Genomic DNA, 17,298 nt, shown 5'->3' on the forward strand with positions numbered 1-17,298 from the left:
ACACTCACAGGGAGAAAGTATGTCACAGGTTGAATGTGTCTTTTTTGATTGCGACGGTACGCTGGTGGACAGTGAAATGTTGTGCTGCGAAGCCTATGTCGAGATGTTTGCACATTTTGGCGTGACGGTTTCTTTTGACGAAATGTATAAGAAATACAAAGGCGTTAAGCTTTATGAAATCGTCGAGATCGTCAATAAAGAGCACGGTATCGACGTGCCAAAAGAGGAGATGGAAGTGATTTTCCGCCAGCACGTTGCGCGGCTTTTCGACAGCAAACTTGAGCCGGTTGACGGCGCACGGGAGCTGCTGGAGCAAATTTCCGTGCCGATGTGTGTGGTCTCCAACGGCCCGGTCACCAAAATGCAGCACTCGCTCGGCCTCACCGGTCTGCTGCCTTTCATGGGCGACAAACTGTTCAGCGGATACGATTTACAGCGCTGGAAACCCGATCCGGCGGTGTTATACAAAGCCGCCGAAGTGATGGACGTTCCGGTGGAAGCGTGCATTCTGGTTGAGGATTCCGTGGCGGGCGCACAGGCCGGGATCGCCGCCGGGATCCCGGTATTTTATTACTGCGCCGATCCGCACAACCCGCCGCTGAACAATCCGCTGGTGACCACTTTCCACGACATGCGCGAGTTGCCGGCGATCTGGCGTGAAAAGGGTTATCAGATTACGCGTTAAGGGTTTTGTCGTAAGCCTGCATGCGTCGTTCCAGTTCCGTCAGGGAACTCAGGCCCTCTGCGAGCGGCAGGGTTTTATCATTGAAGATTTCCAGCGACCACGGACCGGTAAAACCTTTCCGGTTCAGGGTGCTGACGAAATCCACCAGCGGCAAGTCGCCCTGGCCGGGATAACACCGGTAACTGCGGCTCCACTGCTGCACGTTCATGTCTTTGTACGGCGCATCCGCCAGTTGCAGGAAGCTGATTCTCTCCAGCGGCACTTCATCCAGACGGTCGAGGTTGTCGCCCACGGCGAGAATATGAAAGCTGTCGAGCACAATCCCCAGCGCCGGGTGGTTCACTTCACGCACGCGATCCCACGCCTGCCGGTAACGGTTGATGTGTTTCCCCCACGCCAGCGCCTCAAAGCCAATATGGATGTCATGAAGCTGCGCCATTTCTGCCAGTGCGGCGAGATCGGCAATCTGCACATCGCGCTCCGCTGAACTTTCAGGGTCGGTATTACTGCACACCAGCAAGCGGTCGCACCCCAGTTCATTCATCAGATCAAATTGCCGGCGCGCGCTGGCAAACTTCTCATTACGCTTTTCCGGCTGAACGCCTTCAAAGTCGCGGAAAGGTTGTAGCAGGAAAATCCGTAATCCGAGCGAATCCGCCAGATTTCGGATGGCGATGGGTTTGACCGGGCTTTTGAGTAAATCATCTTCAAAAATCTCTACGCCATCAAACCCCGCCGCCGCGATGGCGGTGAGTTTTTCGGGCAGAGTTCCTGGTACTGAAACTGTCGCAATAGAACGTAACCGGGTGGTAGCAGGCAAAATAGCGTCCTTTTTGTCAGGCTTCGAGACTTACAGTAGTGGACCTTCATACCGCATTCGTCAAGTGTTGGCGGCTTGTATGAACGCACAGATTGTAACTGATCGAATCAATGGTTAATCTCTGTGGCGAGATTGAGGTTATTAATGAGGATATGACGCTGAGCAGCCAAAGTTCCCCGGCGCCGGGACGTAAAAATGATCCGATAGGACTGAAACAGCGCATTTTCGACAGTGCTCTGGCTGAATTCGCTGAATCCGGCCTGATGGGCGCGCGTATGGAAAATATCGCCTCAAACGCCAACACCACAAAACGTATGGTGGTCTATCACTACAAGACCAAAGAAGCCCTGTACATGCTGGTTCTGGAGCACGTTTACCGCGGCATCCGCCAGCACGAGCTGGATCTGGATTTGTCGTCATTTCCCCCGGCGGAGGCGATCGTCAAACTGGTGGAAGCCAGCTTCGATTTTCACGTTTCTCACCCGGAATTCATCCGCATTGTGTCGACAGAAAACATGCTGCGCGGCCGGTTTATCCGTCAGTCCACCAGCATCCGCGAGATCAATAAAACGGCGTTAACGCTGCTGGAAGATATTCTCGAACGCGGAAAACAGAGCCATTTATTTAAGGAAGATTCCCAGGCGCGCGACGTTCACCGGCTGATCAGCAGCCTGTGTGTGCATCAGGTCGCGAACCAGTACACATTCGGTGCTCTGTTCGAAAACCCTGACGAAGTGGATTTGCAGGTTGCGCATTATCGCCAGCTGGCAGTGGTGGTGGCACTGCGGTATGTGATGAAATAGCGCGTCAGCGGACAGCAAAAAGGCCTCGTTAGAGGCCTTTTTTATGGCGAAGATTTTGTATGACGAGTATCAGTGACCGATCAGTCTTTCGCAGCGTCTTTGCCGTCTGTCAGCAATTTGTCGAGCGCATCGCCACCAACGTGACGGAAATCCTGCCCTTTCACGAAGTAGAAGATGAATTCACAAATATTCTGGCAACGATCGCCGATACGCTCAATGGAACGGGCGCAGAACAACGCGGTCAGGACGCTTGGGATGGTACGCGGATCTTCCATCATGTAGGTCATGAGCTGACGCACAATGCCTTCATATTCCTGATCCACTTTCTTATCTTCACGGTAAATACGCACCGCTTCGTCAAGATCCATACGCGCGAACGCGTCGAGCACGTCATGCAGCATTTCTACCGTATGGCGGCCCAGAGATTCCAGGCTGACCAGCAGCGGCTGATGCAGATGCGAGAATTTCTCCAGCGCCGTGCGGCAGATTTTATCCGCCACATCGCCGATACGTTCGAGCTCAGAAATGGTTTTGATAATCGCCATCACCAAACGCAGATCGCTGGCGGTCGGCTGGCGCTTGGCAATAATGCGCACGCACGCTTCGTCAATCGCCACTTCCATCAGGTTAACTTTGTCATCACCTTTGATGACGCGCTGCGCCAGTTCGGCATCCTGATTGTGCATCGCGGTGATCGCATCAGTCAGTTGCTGTTCAACCAGCCCACCCATCGCCAGAACCTGGGTACGGATGTGCTCGAGCTCGGCGTTAAACTGGCCGGAAATGTGTTTATTTAAGTTCAGGTTGTCCATCGTTCTTACCTCAACCGTAGCGGCCAGTAATGTAATCTTCAGTCTGTTTGCGCGCTGGCGAAGTAAACAGCGAGTCAGTGTCACTGTATTCGATCAGCTCACCCAGATACATAAACGCAGTGCGGTCTGAACAACGCGCAGCCTGCTGCATGTTGTGGGTCACGATCACCACGGTGTAATCAGATTTTAGCTCGGTGATCAGCTCTTCGATACGGCCGGTTGAAATTGGGTCCAGCGCCGAACATGGTTCATCAAGCAGGAGAACATCAGGGCGGATAGCAATGCCGCGCGCAATGCACAAACGCTGTTGCTGGCCGCCGGACAGGCTGTAACCGCTCTGGTGCAGCTTGTCTTTGGATTCATTCCACAAAGCGGCTTTGGTCAGCGCCCATTGCACGCGCTCATCCATGTCCGTACGGGAAAGTTTTTCAAACAGACGGACACCAAACGCGATGTTGTCGTAAATCGACATCGGGAACGGCGTCGGTTTCTGGAAGACCATGCCAACTTTGGCACGCAGCAGCGCGATATCCTGTTTATCGACCAGAATATTTTCGCCATCGAGCAGAATTTCGCCCTCTGCATGCTGCTCAGGGTAAAGCTGATACATTTTGTTGAACGTACGCAGCAGCGTGGATTTACCACAACCTGACGGGCCGATGAATGCCGTGACTTCGTTCTTAGCGATATCCAGGGAAATATTTTTCAGCGCGTGGAATTTACCGTAATAAAAATTCAGATCGCGAACCTGAATCTTGCTGTTGGATGCGTCAGTCATTCGACTCATTAAGACATCTCTCTTTTGCGCGCGCCGCTGTGCGACGCCGGGTAAACAGTGATGGCAGAGTGAAAAACTCTGCCATCAGTAATGAATTAACTTACTGCTTCTTCGTGGCGAAGATCACACGCGCCAGAATGTTCAGCAACAGCACACACACTGTAATCAGCAGCACGCCCGCCCAGGCCAGTTGTTGCCATTCGCCAAACGGGCTCATCGCAAACTTGAAGATGGTCACCGGCAGATTGGCGATCGGCTGCATCATGTCGGTGCTCCAGAACTGGTTGGAGAGCGACGTAAACAGCAGCGGTGCGGTTTCGCCGGCGATGCGGGCGATAGCCAGCAAAATACCGGTGATAATGCCGGAAACAGAGGCTTTCAGGGTGATCGCAGAAATCATTTTCCATTTTGGCGTTCCCAGCGCATAAGCCGCTTCACGCAGGCTGTCCGGCACCAGTTTCAGCATGTTTTCCGTGGTACGGATAACAATCGGGATTTGCAGCAGCGCCAGCGCCAGTACGCCCGCCCAGCCAGAGAAGTGCCCCATTTTCGCCACCATGATGGTGTAAACGAACAGGCCAACCACAATGGAAGGAGCAGAAAGCAGAATGTCGTTGATGAAGCGAATGAATTCCGCCAGCCAGGATTTACGGCCATATTCTGCCAGATAAATCCCCGCCATCACGCCCAGCGGCGTACCGATAACCGTCGCCCATAGAATCAGCAGTCCGCTGCCCGCAATGGCGTTCGCCAGACCACCGCCAGCCGTATTTGGCGGCGGGGTGTTTTGGGTAAACAGCGCCAGAGACATGCCGTCTACGCCTTTCACGACGGTCGTGAACAGGATCCAGACCAGCCAGAACAGGCCAAAAAGCATGGTCAGCATGGAAATCATCAGCGCCAGACGGTTCTTCTGACGGCGCCATGCCTGACGTTTGCGACGTGATTCCAGTAAGGCTGCGTTACTTTGCATTTCGAGTGTCGTCATCTTAACGGCCCTCTTTCTTAGCCAGACGCAGAATCATGACTTTCGACAGCGCCAGAACAATAAAGGTGATAACAAACAGGATAAGGCCCAGCTCCATCAGCGCGGACGTATGCAGACCTGCTTCAGCTTCGGCGAATTCGTTCGCCAGCGCCGAGGTAATACTGTTGCCGGGCGCGTAAAGCGAAATGCTGTCGAGCTGGTAGGTGTTACCGATAATGAAGGTCACCGCCATAGTTTCGCCGAGCGCACGGCCAAGACCAAGCATGACACCGCCGATGACACCATTTTTGGTGAACGGCAGCACGATGCGCCAGATCACTTCCCAGGTCGTACAACCAATTCCGTAGGCCGATTCTTTCATCATGACCGGCGTTTGCTCGAACACGTCACGCATGACGGAGGCAATGTACGGAATGATCATGATGGCCAGAATGACACCTGCCGCCAAGATGCCGATACCAAATCCCGGGCCGGCGAAAAGCGCGCCAACAATCGGAATACCGGAAAGCACATCACCGACCGGTGTCTGGAAATACTGGGCAAACAGCGGAGCGAAAACGAATAAACCCCACATGCCGTAAACAATGCTAGGGATCGCCGCCAGCAGTTCGATAGCAATACCCAGCGGACGTTTCATCCAGTTAGGTGCCAGCTCAGTGAGGAATAATGCGATACCAAAACTGACGGGAACGGCAATCAGTAAGGCGATAATCGAGGTCACGACGGTACCGTAAATAGGCACCAGTGCGCCGAACTGCTGATTCGGGGCATCCCATGTTTTCGTCCACAGGAAGGATAATCCGAATTTTTCAATGCTAGGCAGCGAAGCAATAAACAGCGAGACGATGATTCCGCCCAGCATTAATAACACGATCAGCGCAGCCAGTTTGACCAGCGCGCCGAAAAGGATGTCACCGTTTTTGCTTGGTGCTTTGATAGCCGGCTTGTATTCAGCCATACCACTCTCTTTTAATTAAGATTTAATTCCCTCCCCGGCCGGAGAGGGAATGAAGCAGAAGACTTGTACTCTATATCAGACGAGACGTCAGATCCTAGTAAAGTGCTTTGCCGCTGCTATCTTTGATATTTGCTTTCCAGGCTGCACGAACCTGCTCAACGACTGAAGGTGGAAGCGTTGCATAATCCAGGTCAGTCGTCAGTTTATTGCCGTTTTTGTAAGCCCAGTCGAAGAACTTCAGAACTTCAGCACCTTTGGTCGCATCCTGCTGATCTTTGTAAATCAGGATGAAGGTGGTGGAGCTGATTGGCCACGCGTTGTCGCCTTTCTGGAAAGTCAGGTCCTGAGCGAAGGTTTTGCTCCAGTCAGCGCCTTTAGCTGCTGCACTGAAGGATTCTTCTGTCGGGCTGATCGCCTTGCCATCCGCATCAACCAGCTTGGTATAAGCCAGGTTGTTTTGTTTAGCGTAAGCATATTCTACGTATCCGATTGAGCCCGGCAGACGCTGTACAAATGCGGCTACGCCGTCGTTACCTTTGCCGCCCAGACCGGTAGGCCAGTTAACTGTTGAACCTGAACCGATTTTCTCTTTCCACTCGTTGTTCACTTTTGCCAGATAGCTGGTGAACACGAAAGAAGTACCGGAACCGTCAGCACGACGAACAACGGCGATATTGGTATCTGGCAGTTTCACGCCCGGGTTCAGCTTAGTGATCGCCGCGTCGTTCCACTTTTTGATTTTGCCCAGGTAGATATCACCCAGCGTTGCGCCGTCCAGCGTCAGCTGACCTGATTTGATGCCCGGGATATTCACTGCCAGTACCACGCCACCGATCACGGTAGGGAACTGGAACAGGCCGTTTTTGTTCAGATCTTCTTCTTTCATCGGAGCATCAGATGCGCCGAAATCAACGGTCTTGGCGATAATTTGTTTCACGCCGCCGGAAGAGCCGATGCCCTGATAGTTAACCTGAGTACCGGTTGCTTTCTGGTATGCATCCGCCCACTTAGCGTAGACAGGTGCAGGGAAGGTGCCGCCAGCGCCAGTCAGATTACTAGCAGCGAAAGCAGACATTGCTGTGAGGGAGAAAGTCGCTGCTACAATACCGGCGACGGTGTTACGCATCAATTTCATGTTCCACTCCTAGTGGTTTTTTTTTGTTCGACCCAGGTCGAGATTTATAAAGTGTTTGGCACAGGAGGAAAATAGGACAGTTTGGTGACAGTAAAATGTACGTTATATGACAGTTTTATGACACTGGTCACAATTTAGGCGAGATGGGCAAACTGAAGCGGACCGATCAAATAAAAACCGGCCCAAAGGCCGGTGGCAGCGGAAAGAGATGCGGACTTAACGCCCTTTCTTTTTACGTCCTGGCTGTGCAAAACGTTTACGGGAAGCTGAATTTCCGTCGGGTTTCTCGGTATTTTTCGGTTTTGTGACAACCGGTTTTTTGGCCTGAGCAGGTTTAGACTGCGTTTTTTTGGCCGGCTTTTCTTCAGAAGTTGAGTTTTCAGTCAGTCTGAATAATTCGACCAGCTCATCGTCCGTCAAATCACGCCATTCCCCCAAAGGCAAGCCTTTCAGGTTGATGTTCATAATCCGCACACGCTCAAGCTTGGTGACTTCAAAGCCAAAATGCTTACACATACGGCGGATCTGGCGGTTAAGCCCCTGAACCAGCGTGATACGAAATACAAAGGGCGCTTCTTTCTTCACTTTGCACTTTTTGGTCACCGTTCCCAGCATCGGCACACCCGCGCCCAGGCCGGTAATAAACTCATCCGTCACCGGTTTGTTGACCGTTACGACATATTCTTTTTCGTGGTCGTTGCCCGCACGCAGGATTTTATTGACCAGATCACCGTGGTTGGTCAGTAAAATCAGGCCCTGAGAATCTTTATCCAGACGCCCGATAGGGAAAACGCGCTTGCTGTGGTTAACGAAATCACTGATGTTGTCCTGCTCACCGTCTTCCATCGTGGTGATGATCCCCACGGGCTTATTAAGCGCGATAAGCACTAAATCTTCTTCATCACGCGGTTCAATCAGCTGGCCGTTAACTTTCACCACATCACCGGCAAATACTTGTGCGCCCACGGAGGCGCGTCTGCCATTGATAAAAACGTTTCCCTGTTCAATGTAACGATCGGCATCACGGCGTGAGCAGATCCCGCTCTCGCTAATGTATTTGTTGAGACGAATGGAGGGGTTGGACAGCATTCAGCAAATCACCTTCGTAAAAAGGCGGACTATACCTTATCCGTGGCGGCTAACGAAGCCTGAGAGAGGAGAATCGTGACCACGCCTTAGCCTTTTAGAAATAAAAAAGCGCCCGAGATGGGCGCTTAGCAGGCAGTTTCAAAGCCAGCGTGGCTTATTCTACTGTGACCGATTTGGCCAGATTACGTGGCTGGTCTACGTCAGTGCCTTTAATCAGCGCGACATAGTAAGACAGAAGCTGTAACGGGACCGTGTAGAAGATCGGTGCGACGATTTCTTCGACATGCGGTAACTGAATGATTTTCATACCGTCGCTGTCGGTGAAACCGGCATCCTGATCGGCGAAGACATACAGCAGACCACCGCGTGCGCGCACTTCTTCGATATTCGACTTCAGTTTTTCCAGAAGTTCGTTATTAGGCGCAACCACAATCACCGGCATATCCGCGTCAATCAGCGCCAGCGGGCCGTGTTTCAGCTCGCCTGCCGCATACGCTTCCGCATGAATATAGGAAATCTCTTTCAGCTTCAGCGCACCTTCCATCGCGATCGGATATTGATCGCCACGGCCGAGGAACAGCGCATGATGTTTGTCAGAGAAGCCTTCCGCCAGCGATTCGATGGTTTTATCCAGCGACAACATCTGTTCGATACGCGCAGGCAGCGCCTGTAACGCGTGAACAATGTCATGCTCAACCTGCGGTGCCATGCCTTTCAGACGACCCATACGTGCCACCAGCATCAGCAGAACGGTCAGCTGCGTGGTAAACGCTTTCGTCGACGCCACGCCGATTTCCGTGCCCGCTTTGGTCATCAGCGCCAGATCGGATTCACGCACCAGCGAAGAACCGGCTACGTTACACACGGCCAGAGAACCGAGATAACCCAGCTCTTTGGACAGGCGCAGTGCAGCCAGCGTGTCGGCGGTTTCACCGGACTGAGACAGGGTGATGATCAGGCTGCCAGGACGAACGGCAGATTTGCGATAACGGAATTCCGACGCAATCTCGACATCACACGGCATACCGGCCAGTGATTCGAACCAGTAACGCGCCACCATACCGGAGTTGTATGACGTGCCGCAGGCAATGATCTGAACATGCTGAACGCGGGAGAGGATTTCATCCGCCTTTTCGCCCAGTTCGCTCAGATTCACTTCACCGTGGCTGAAACGTCCTTCCAGCGTGTTTTTAATCGCCAGCGGCTGTTCGTAAATCTCTTTTTGCATGTAGTGGCGGTAAGCGCCTTTGTCACCGGCGTCGTACTGCACTTTGGATTCGATTTCGGCACGTTCTACAGCATGACCATTTTTGTCATAGACACTGACGGAGCGGCGCTTAACTTCAGCCACATCACCTTCTTCCAGGAACAGGAAGCGGCGGGTCACAGGCAACAGCGCCAGCTGATCGGAGGCAATGAAGTTTTCACCTACGCCACGGCCAATCACCAGCGGGCTGCCGGAACGGGCTGCGACCAGAACGGACGGATCACGTCGGTCCATCACCACAGTGCCATAAGCGCCGCGCAGCTGAGGGATCACGCGCTGAACGACTTCCAGCAGTGTGCCGCCCTGAAGTTGTTCCCAATGCACCAGATGCGCAATCACTTCGGTATCCGTTTCGGAATCAAAACGGTAACCACGTTCAATCAGTAATTCACGCAAAGGTTCGTGGTTTTCGATAATGCCGTTGTGCACTACCGCAATGTAATCAGACACATGCGGGTGTGCGTTCGCTTCAGAAGGTTCACCGTGCGTTGCCCAGCGGGTATGTGCAATACCGGTACCGCCGTGCAAAGGATGTTGATCCAGAGCCTCAGCCAGCATCTGGACTTTTCCCAGACGACGCAGGCGCCCCATTTTCCCGTCGGTATCAATGACAGCCAGACCGGCTGAGTCATAACCGCGGTATTCCAGACGGCGTAAACCTTCCAACAAAATTTCAGCAATATCGCGTTGCGCTACAGCGCCTACAATTCCACACATCAGTTTTATTCCTATAGAAGGTCTTTCGGGACCTTTTTTGATGCCTGACCTGATTTATCCACACGCCCCGTTTTCCGGTGTACGTGCGGTTCCCCGAGCCTTGTAGAGAGTTGGGGATTATTATGTTTTGGACTGAGTTTCGACGACAAAACCCAGACCAAAACACAATGCAATAAACAAACATCAGGCGCAGAAAACTGCGCCTGAATACGTAAACTTCAGAATAGCTTACTTTTTCTTCACCGGTTTTTGCCAATCAGGTTTATGTACCTGCGGCACACGGCTTAGCAACAAGCCGTTATCCGGCACATCGCGCGTCACAGTTGTTCCGGCAGCGATGGTGACGTTATTGCCCACGGTGACCGGCGCAATCAGCTGGGTATCCGATCCGACAAAGACGTCATTGCCGATAATCGTTTTGCTTTTGTTCACGCCGTCATAGTTGCAGGTAATCGTCCCCGCACCGATATTCACGTTGTCGCCAATTTCAGCGTCGCCAAGATAGGAAAGATGTCCTGCTTTCGAACCTTTCCCCAAGCGCGCTTTTTTGATTTCGACGAAGTTACCCACATGAGCGCCTTCAGCCAGTTCGGCACCCGGACGCAGACGCGCGAAAGGTCCGACTGTACACCCGCTTTCCAGCACCGCATCTTCGAATACACTGTAAGGGCTGACTTCGCAGTCATCGCCGATCACGCAGTTTTTCAGTACGCAGCCCGCGCCGATTTTCACGCGATCGCCCAGTTTTACGTGGCCGTCGATAATGACGTTGGTGTCGATCAGCACATCAATCCCATGAGACAACTCGCCACGGAGATCAAAGCGCGCCGGATCCATCAGCATTACGCCTTCCAGAAGCAGACGTTCGGCCTGTTCGGTCTGATATACGCGCTCAAGACGGGAAAGCTGCAGGCGGTTATTCACGCCATCCACTTCGCTGTTTCTCGCCGGATGAACAGTGGCGATCAGATTGCCTTCCGCATGTGCCATCGCGATGATGTCGGTAATGTAATATTCGCCCTGCGCGTTGTTGTTGTTCAACTGACCGAGCCAGCGCTTGAACGATGCACCGTTGGCCACCAGAATACCGGTGTTAATTTCCTGGATTTTAAGCTGCTCAGCATTCGCATCTTTCTGCTCAATGATGCCGGTCACAATGCCATTTTCGCGCACGATGCGGCCATAGCCGGTTGGATTATCCAGCACGACGGTCAGCAAACCGATACCACCTTCAGGCTTAGCTTTCAGCAACTTATCCAGCGTTTCAACCGAAATCAGCGGGACATCGCCGTAAAGCATCAGGACATCTTCGTCATCCGCAAAGAAAGGCGCAGCCTGTTGCATCGCATGCCCGGTACCCAGCTGCTCAGCCTGCAATACCCAGTTCAGTTCACTGCCAGCCAGCGTTTTCTTCAGTAAATCGCCACCGTGGCCATAGACCAGATGCACGTTTCTGGCACCCACTTGCGTGGCCGCATCAATGACGTGTTGAACCATTGGCTTACCCGCCAATGTATGAAGAACTTTAGGGAGGTTGGAATACATGCGTGTTCCCTTGCCCGCGGCAAGGATCACCACACTCAGTGCGCTGTTTGACATAGATGACCTGACAAATCCAATTTGAGTGACAAAAGTAACCCGTTATGTGACCGAATTACTACATATTTCGCGTCAAAAACCGCCTGCAAACCGCAGCCCGCAAGGGTTGAACACGATATAGACTATAACAAAAAATCTGAGGGTAATATGTCCATTAATCACCCAAGTATTCCACCAGATGCCCAAATTAACCTTGGGGAAAATGCTGAAAACACCCTTTTTTAAAGGTAAAAAAAAAGCGACCCGAAGGTCGCTTTTCTCAATGATGTTGTTACATCGCTTTTCTGGTCAGTTCGATAACGCGAAGTTTCGCGATCGCCTTAGCCAGTTCCGCTGACGCCTGAGCGTAATCAACGTCGCCGTGAGAACCACTAATGTGTTCTTCCGCTTTGCGCTTAGCTTCAAGCGCGCGCGCTTCGTCGAGGTCTTGCCCACGGATTGCAGTATCAGCCAACACGGTCGTTGCATTCGGCTGCACCTCAAGGATGCCACCGGAAAGATAGATATACTCTTCTTCACCGTGTTCTTTAACAATGCGCACCATGCCAGGCTTGATGGCGGTGAGCAGCGGAGCATGCCCCGGGAAAATACCCAGTTCGCCTTCGCTACCCGTCACCTGGATTTTCTGTACCATGCCGGCAAACATACGTTTTTCCGCACTGACAACATCCAGATGGTAAGCTTTTTCAGCCATGTCATCCTCTCTCACAACAAACTAGCGTTACAGTTTCTTGGCTTTTTCCACTGCTTCTTCAATGGTGCCAACCATGTAGAACGCTTGCTCTGGCAGGTGATCGTAGTCGCCGTCCATAATGCCTTTGAAACCACGAATGGTGTCTTTCAGCGATACGAACTTGCCCGGAGAACCGGTGAAGACTTCGGCCACGAAGAATGGCTGGGACAGGAAGCGTTCGATCTTACGCGCACGGGATACGGCCAGTTTGTCATCTTCTGACAACTCATCCATACCTAGGATCGCGATAATGTCTTTCAGTTCCTTGTAACGTTGCAGAATAGACTGCACGCCACGAGCCACATCATAGTGTTCCTGACCAACAACCAGTGGATCCAGCTGACGGCTGGTGGAATCCAGTGGGTCAACCGCCGGGTAGATACCCAGAGACGCGATCTGACGGCTCAGTACCACGGTTGCATCTAAGTGAGCAAAGGTGGTGGCTGGAGATGGGTCAGTCAAGTCATCCGCAGGGACGTAAACGGCCTGTACGGAGGTGATAGAACCACTTTTGGTAGAGGTGATACGTTCTTGCAGAGCGCCCATCTCTTCCGCCAGCGTTGGCTGATAACCTACCGCTGATGGCATACGGCCCAGAAGTGCAGACACTTCGGTACCTGCCAGGGTGTAACGGTAAATGTTGTCAACAAACAGCAGTACGTCACGACCTTCATCACGGAATTTCTCCGCCATGGTCAGACCGGTCAGTGCAACGCGCAGACGGTTACCTGGTGGCTCATTCATCTGACCATAGACCAGGGAAACTTTGTCGATAACGTTGGATTCGGTCATTTCGTGGTAGAAGTCGTTACCCTCACGAGTACGTTCACCCACACCTGCAAACACAGAATAACCGGAGTGCTCGATCGCGATGTTACGGATCAGCTCCATCATGTTTACAGTTTTACCTACACCCGCACCACCGAACAGACCGACTTTACCGCCCTTAGCGAACGGGCACATCAGGTCCATAACTTTGATACCGGTTTCCAGCAATTCCTGGGAGTTTGCCAGCTCTTCATAAGAAGGCGCAGCACGGTGAATTGCACGACGTTCTTCTTCGCCGATTTCACCTTTCATGTCGATTGGTTCACCCAATACGTTCATGATACGACCCAGTGTTGCAACACCCACCGGAACTTCAATTGGGTGTTCCAGGTTGTTCACTTTCAGACCGCGACGCAAGCCATCTGATGTACCCATTGCGATACAACGAACAACGCCGCCGCCTAACTGTTGCTGAACTTCCAGCACCAGCTTGGAGGTACCGTTTTCTACCTCAAGAGCATGGTACACGTTCGGTACCGCATCCTGAGGGAACTCGACGTCCACCACGGCGCCGATTACCTGGATAATCTTTCCAGTAGCCATCTTGAATCCTCTACGTAATTCGTAAACCTAGCTTAAACCGCGGAGGCTCCCCCGACGATCTCGGTGAGTTCCTGAGTGATGCTGGCCTGACGAGCTTTGTTGTATACCAACTGCAGCTCTTTGATCAGGCTGCCGCCGTTATCGGTTGCGGCTTTCATCGCTACCATTCGCGCGGCCTGTTCGCTGGCCAGGTTTTCTACGACGCCCTGATAAACCTGAGATTCCACATAGCGGCGCAGGAGGGTATCCAGCAGTGCTTTAGGGTCCGGCTCATACAGGTAATCCCAGGATTTCTTCGCCAGTTCGCCGTCTTCTGCCGGTGGCAGAGGCAACAACTGAACGATGCGTGGTTCCTGAGACATGGTATTGACGAATTTGTTGCTAACAACGCATAACTTGTCTAAACGACCTTCGTCGAAAGCTTGCAACATCACTTTCACCGGTCCGATCAGCTCTGACAGGGAAGGGTTATCCCCCATGCCAGTCACCTGAGCAACAACGTTGCCCCCAACGGATCCGAAGAAAGAAGCTGCTTTGGAACCGATCAGGGCTAAGTCAACCTCAACGCCTTTCGCGGACCAATCTTTCATCTCTGTGAGCAGTTTTTTGAACAAGTTAATGTTCAGACCACCACAAAGACCACGGTCAGTAGACACCACCAGATACCCGACGCGTTTAACTTCACGTTCATCCAGGTAAGGGTGCTTGTATTCCAGATTCCCGAGCGCGAGGTGACCAATCACTTCACGAATGGTTTCTGCATAAGGACGGCTGGCCGCCATGCGATCCTGCGTTTTACGCATTTTGGAGGCGGCGACCATTTCCATCGCTTTAGTGATCTTTTGCGTGTTCTGCACGCTGCCGATCTTACTACGTATCTCTTTTCCGCCGGCCATCTCTGCTTCTCCTCATGACCAAACGGCCTGCTGCTTATCTGCTAAAAGCAGGGCAGCAGGGCCGTTTAGTATTACCAGGACTGGGTTGCTTTGAAGGTATCGAGGATATTTTTGAATTTACCCTCGATCTCATCGTTATACGCACCAGTTTGGTTGATTTGCTGCAGAAGCTCGCCGTGCTCACGGTCGGCGTAAGCCAACAGTGCCGCTTCGAAGCTACCGACTTTAGACAATTCAACGTCTTCCAGGTAACCACGTTCTGCTGCGAAGATGATCAGAGACTGCGCAACGATAGACATCGGAGCGTATTGTTTCTGTTTCAGCAGCTCGGTCACTTTCTGACCATGGTTCAGCTGTTTACGCGTTGCTTCGTCCAGATCTGATGCGAACTGCGAGAACGCAGCCAGTTCACGATACTGTGCCAGTGCGGTACGAATACCACCGGACAGTTTTTTCATGATCTTAGTCTGAGCAGCACCACCAACACGGGATACCGAAATACCCGGGTTAACCGCAGGACGAATACCGGCGTTGAACAGGTTTGATTCCAGGAAGATCTGACCATCGGTAATCGAAATTACGTTAGTCGGAACGAACGCGGAAACGTCGCCTGCTTGCGTTTCAATGATTGGAAGCGCAGTCAGGGAACCGGTTTTGCCTTTCACTTCACCCTTGGTGAATGCTTCAACGTAATCGGCGTTTACACGCGCAGCACGTTCCAGCAGACGGGAGTGGAGATAGAAAACGTCGCCTGGGTAAGCTTCACGACCTGGTGGACGACGAAGCAACAGGGAAATCTGACGGTAAGCAACAGCCTGTTTAGACAGGTCATCATAAACGATCAGTGCGTCTTCGCCGCGGTCACGGAAGTATTCACCCATTGCGCAACCGGAGTACGGTGCCAGGTATTGCAGTGCAGCAGATTCTGATGCAGTTGCAACAACAACGATGGTGTTTGCCAGTGCGCCGTGCTCTTCCAGTTTACGAACCACGTTAGAAATGGTGGACGCTTTCTGGCCGATAGCCACATAGATACATTTGATGCCGGAATCACGCTGGTTGATGATCGCATCAATAGCCAGAGCAGTTTTACCGGTTTGACGGTCACCGATGACCAGTTCACGCTGACCACGACCGATTGGGATCATGGCGTCAACGGACTTATAACCTGTCTGCACAGGCTGGTCTACGGATTGGCGTTCGATAACGCCCGGTGCGATTGCTTCAACAGCTGAGAAGCCGTCGTGCTCTACCGGACCTTTACCGTCAATTGGCGCACCCAGGGTGTTAACAACGCGGCCCAGCAGGCCACGGCCTACTGGAACTTCCAGGATACGACCCGTACATTTTACTTTCATACCTTCGGCGAGGTCAGCGTAAGGGCCCATTACAACGGCACCTACAGAGTCGCGCTCCAGGTTCAGGGCGATAGCGTAGCGGTTACCCGGCAGCGCAATCATTTCGCCTTGCATGACATCGGCCAGGCCGTGCACGCGGATGATCCCGTCACTGACGGAAACGATAGTACCTTCATTGTGAGCTTCGCTCACTACATTGAACTGAGCAATGCGCTGCTTTATCAGTTCGCTGATTTCGGTGGAATTCAGTTGCATGCTCCAGTCCCCTTAAGACTGCAAGACGTCTGCCAGGCGTTCAAGACGACTGCGAACGCTGCCATCAATCACCATATCACCTGCACGGATAATGACACCGGCAAGAACAGACTTGTCAATTTTGCAATTCAGCTTAACTTTGCGAGACAGACGTTTTTCCATCGCAGCAGCAATTTTTGCCTGCTGTTCTTCCGTCAGTGGATTTGCTGAGGTCACATCAACTTCAGCAATCGCCTCCAGTGAGGCACGCAGTTCGATGAACTGCTGCAACACTTCAGGAAGAACGCGTAAACGTCCATTTTCGGCCATTACCTTAATCAGGTTCTGGCCTGCGTTGTCGAGTTGTTCACCACATACGGCAATAAACGTTTTAGACAAAGTTTCTGGCGCGCTAGCACCGGAAAGCAGTTCTTCAATCTGTTCATTGCGCGTGACTTCAGCCGTGAACGCTAACATGGACTGCCAGCGATCTAAGCTTTGGTGCTCAACGGCAAAGTCAAAAGCTGCTTTGGCGTAGGGGCGAGCTACAGTTACAAATTCAGACATCAGCCCCTCCCTCCTTACAGTTCAGCGACCAGTTTATCAACGATGTCGCTGTTAGCAGCTTCATCCACGGAACGTTCGATGATCTTCTCGGCGCCAGCAATGGCCAAAATCCCGACCTGTTTACGCAACTCTTCACGGGCGCGTTGGCGTTCGGCGTCAATCTCTGCCTTAGCTTGCGCTACGATCTTGTTACGTTCCTGCTCGGCTTCGGTCTTCGCTTCGTCGACGATCTGTGCTTTACGCTTGTTCGCCTGGTCGATGATTACCTGAGCTTCAGCTTTGGCTTTCTTCAGTTGGTCGGTCGCATCGGCTTGCGCTAAATCCAGTTCTTTTTTTGCACGTTCTGCAGAAGATAAACCTTCAGAAATTTCTTTCTGACGTTTTTCGATGGCAGCCATAATTGGCGGCCATACGTACTTCATACAGAACACGACAAACAGGACAAACGCGATAGCCTGGCCGAGGATTGTTGCGTTAAGATTCACAGC

The 17,298-nt window shown here is 52.3% G+C and carries 17 protein-coding genes; 2 read left to right on the forward strand and 15 right to left on the reverse strand.

What is annotated here, in order from left to right; translation table 11 throughout:
* Positions 1 to 19: 19 nt before the first annotated feature.
* Positions 20 to 685 (forward strand): 6-phosphogluconate phosphatase, encoded by a 666-nt coding sequence (gene yieH, locus J8X26_RS02635; protein ID WP_152323753.1) that lies wholly within the window; start codon positions 20 to 22, stop codon positions 683 to 685.
* On the opposite strand, the gene J8X26_RS02640 is transcribed toward yieH, so the two are convergent.
* Positions 675 to 1,505 (reverse strand): sugar phosphate isomerase/epimerase, encoded by an 831-nt coding sequence (locus J8X26_RS02640; protein WP_208950085.1) that lies wholly within the window; start codon positions 1,503 to 1,505, stop codon positions 675 to 677. The genes yieH and J8X26_RS02640 overlap by 11 nt on opposite strands.
* A gap of 110 nt (positions 1,506 to 1,615) precedes the next feature.
* On the opposite strand from J8X26_RS02640, the gene J8X26_RS02645 reads away from it, so the two are divergent.
* Complete coding sequence (locus tag J8X26_RS02645; RefSeq protein WP_152323755.1) at positions 1,616 to 2,308, forward strand: TetR/AcrR family transcriptional regulator; 693 nt, start codon at positions 1,616 to 1,618, stop codon at positions 2,306 to 2,308.
* A gap of 80 nt (positions 2,309 to 2,388) precedes the next feature.
* Here the strand turns inward: J8X26_RS02645 and phoU are convergent, their stop codons facing one another.
* The 14 genes from phoU to atpF all read right to left on the reverse strand — a co-directional run bounded on the left by phoU (position 2,389) and on the right by atpF (position 17,295).
* Positions 2,389 to 3,120, reverse strand: a complete 732-nt coding sequence (gene phoU, locus J8X26_RS02650) for a phosphate signaling complex protein PhoU (RefSeq protein WP_152323756.1) — start codon at positions 3,118 to 3,120, stop codon at positions 2,389 to 2,391.
* 10 nt (positions 3,121 to 3,130) lie between these two features.
* Positions 3,131 to 3,898, reverse strand: a complete 768-nt coding sequence (pstB, locus tag J8X26_RS02655; RefSeq protein ID WP_013577692.1) for a phosphate ABC transporter ATP-binding protein PstB — start codon at positions 3,896 to 3,898, stop codon at positions 3,131 to 3,133.
* Between the two features lie 100 nt (positions 3,899 to 3,998).
* A complete protein-coding gene (gene pstA, locus J8X26_RS02660; RefSeq protein WP_152323757.1) occupies positions 3,999 to 4,886 on the reverse strand; it encodes a phosphate ABC transporter permease PstA in 888 nt (295 codons plus the stop codon).
* 1 nt (position 4,887) lies between these two features.
* The gene (gene pstC / locus J8X26_RS02665) at positions 4,888 to 5,844 is read right to left on the reverse strand and encodes a phosphate ABC transporter permease PstC (protein ID WP_152323758.1); all 957 of its coding nucleotides are present in this window, start codon (positions 5,842 to 5,844) and stop codon (positions 4,888 to 4,890) included.
* 94 nt (positions 5,845 to 5,938) lie between these two features.
* Entirely contained in the window at positions 5,939 to 6,979 is a 1,041-nt protein-coding gene (gene pstS, locus J8X26_RS02670) for a phosphate ABC transporter substrate-binding protein PstS (protein WP_152323759.1), read from the reverse strand.
* A gap of 216 nt (positions 6,980 to 7,195) precedes the next feature.
* Complete coding sequence (rluF, locus tag J8X26_RS02675; RefSeq protein WP_208950086.1) at positions 7,196 to 8,068, reverse strand: 23S rRNA pseudouridine(2604) synthase RluF; 873 nt, start codon at positions 8,066 to 8,068, stop codon at positions 7,196 to 7,198.
* Between the two features lie 154 nt (positions 8,069 to 8,222).
* Entirely contained in the window at positions 8,223 to 10,052 is a 1,830-nt protein-coding gene (glmS, locus tag J8X26_RS02680; protein WP_152323761.1) for a glutamine--fructose-6-phosphate transaminase (isomerizing), read from the reverse strand.
* 228 nt (positions 10,053 to 10,280) lie between these two features.
* Positions 10,281 to 11,651, reverse strand: a complete 1,371-nt coding sequence (gene glmU, locus J8X26_RS02685) for a bifunctional UDP-N-acetylglucosamine diphosphorylase/glucosamine-1-phosphate N-acetyltransferase GlmU (RefSeq protein WP_152323762.1) — start codon at positions 11,649 to 11,651, stop codon at positions 10,281 to 10,283.
* 271 nt (positions 11,652 to 11,922) lie between these two features.
* Positions 11,923 to 12,345: a F0F1 ATP synthase subunit epsilon gene (locus J8X26_RS02690; RefSeq protein ID WP_101077831.1), complete on the reverse strand. Its 423-nt coding sequence runs from the start codon at positions 12,343 to 12,345 to the stop codon at positions 11,923 to 11,925.
* Positions 12,346 to 12,372: 27 nt separating this feature from the next.
* Positions 12,373 to 13,755, reverse strand: a complete 1,383-nt coding sequence (gene atpD / locus J8X26_RS02695; protein WP_101077832.1) for a F0F1 ATP synthase subunit beta — start codon at positions 13,753 to 13,755, stop codon at positions 12,373 to 12,375.
* A gap of 32 nt (positions 13,756 to 13,787) precedes the next feature.
* Positions 13,788 to 14,651: a F0F1 ATP synthase subunit gamma gene (gene atpG / locus J8X26_RS02700; protein ID WP_152323763.1), complete on the reverse strand. Its 864-nt coding sequence runs from the start codon at positions 14,649 to 14,651 to the stop codon at positions 13,788 to 13,790.
* 71 nt (positions 14,652 to 14,722) lie between these two features.
* Positions 14,723 to 16,264, reverse strand: coding sequence for a F0F1 ATP synthase subunit alpha (gene atpA / locus J8X26_RS02705; RefSeq protein ID WP_152323764.1), 1,542 nt, complete (start codon positions 16,262 to 16,264; stop codon positions 14,723 to 14,725).
* Between the two features lie 12 nt (positions 16,265 to 16,276).
* Positions 16,277 to 16,810, reverse strand: a complete 534-nt coding sequence (gene atpH / locus J8X26_RS02710; protein WP_208950087.1) for a F0F1 ATP synthase subunit delta — start codon at positions 16,808 to 16,810, stop codon at positions 16,277 to 16,279.
* A 14-nt stretch (positions 16,811 to 16,824) separates the two neighbouring features.
* Positions 16,825 to 17,295 carry a F0F1 ATP synthase subunit B gene (atpF, locus tag J8X26_RS02715; protein WP_104923890.1) on the reverse strand — a complete coding sequence of 157 codons (471 nt, stop codon included), beginning with the start codon at positions 17,293 to 17,295 and terminating at the stop codon, positions 16,825 to 16,827.
* Positions 17,296 to 17,298 lie beyond the last annotated feature (3 nt).

It is taken from the genome of Rahnella sp. ChDrAdgB13 (genome assembly GCF_017655185.1).
Lineage (GTDB): Bacteria > Pseudomonadota > Gammaproteobacteria > Enterobacterales > Enterobacteriaceae > Rahnella > Rahnella contaminans.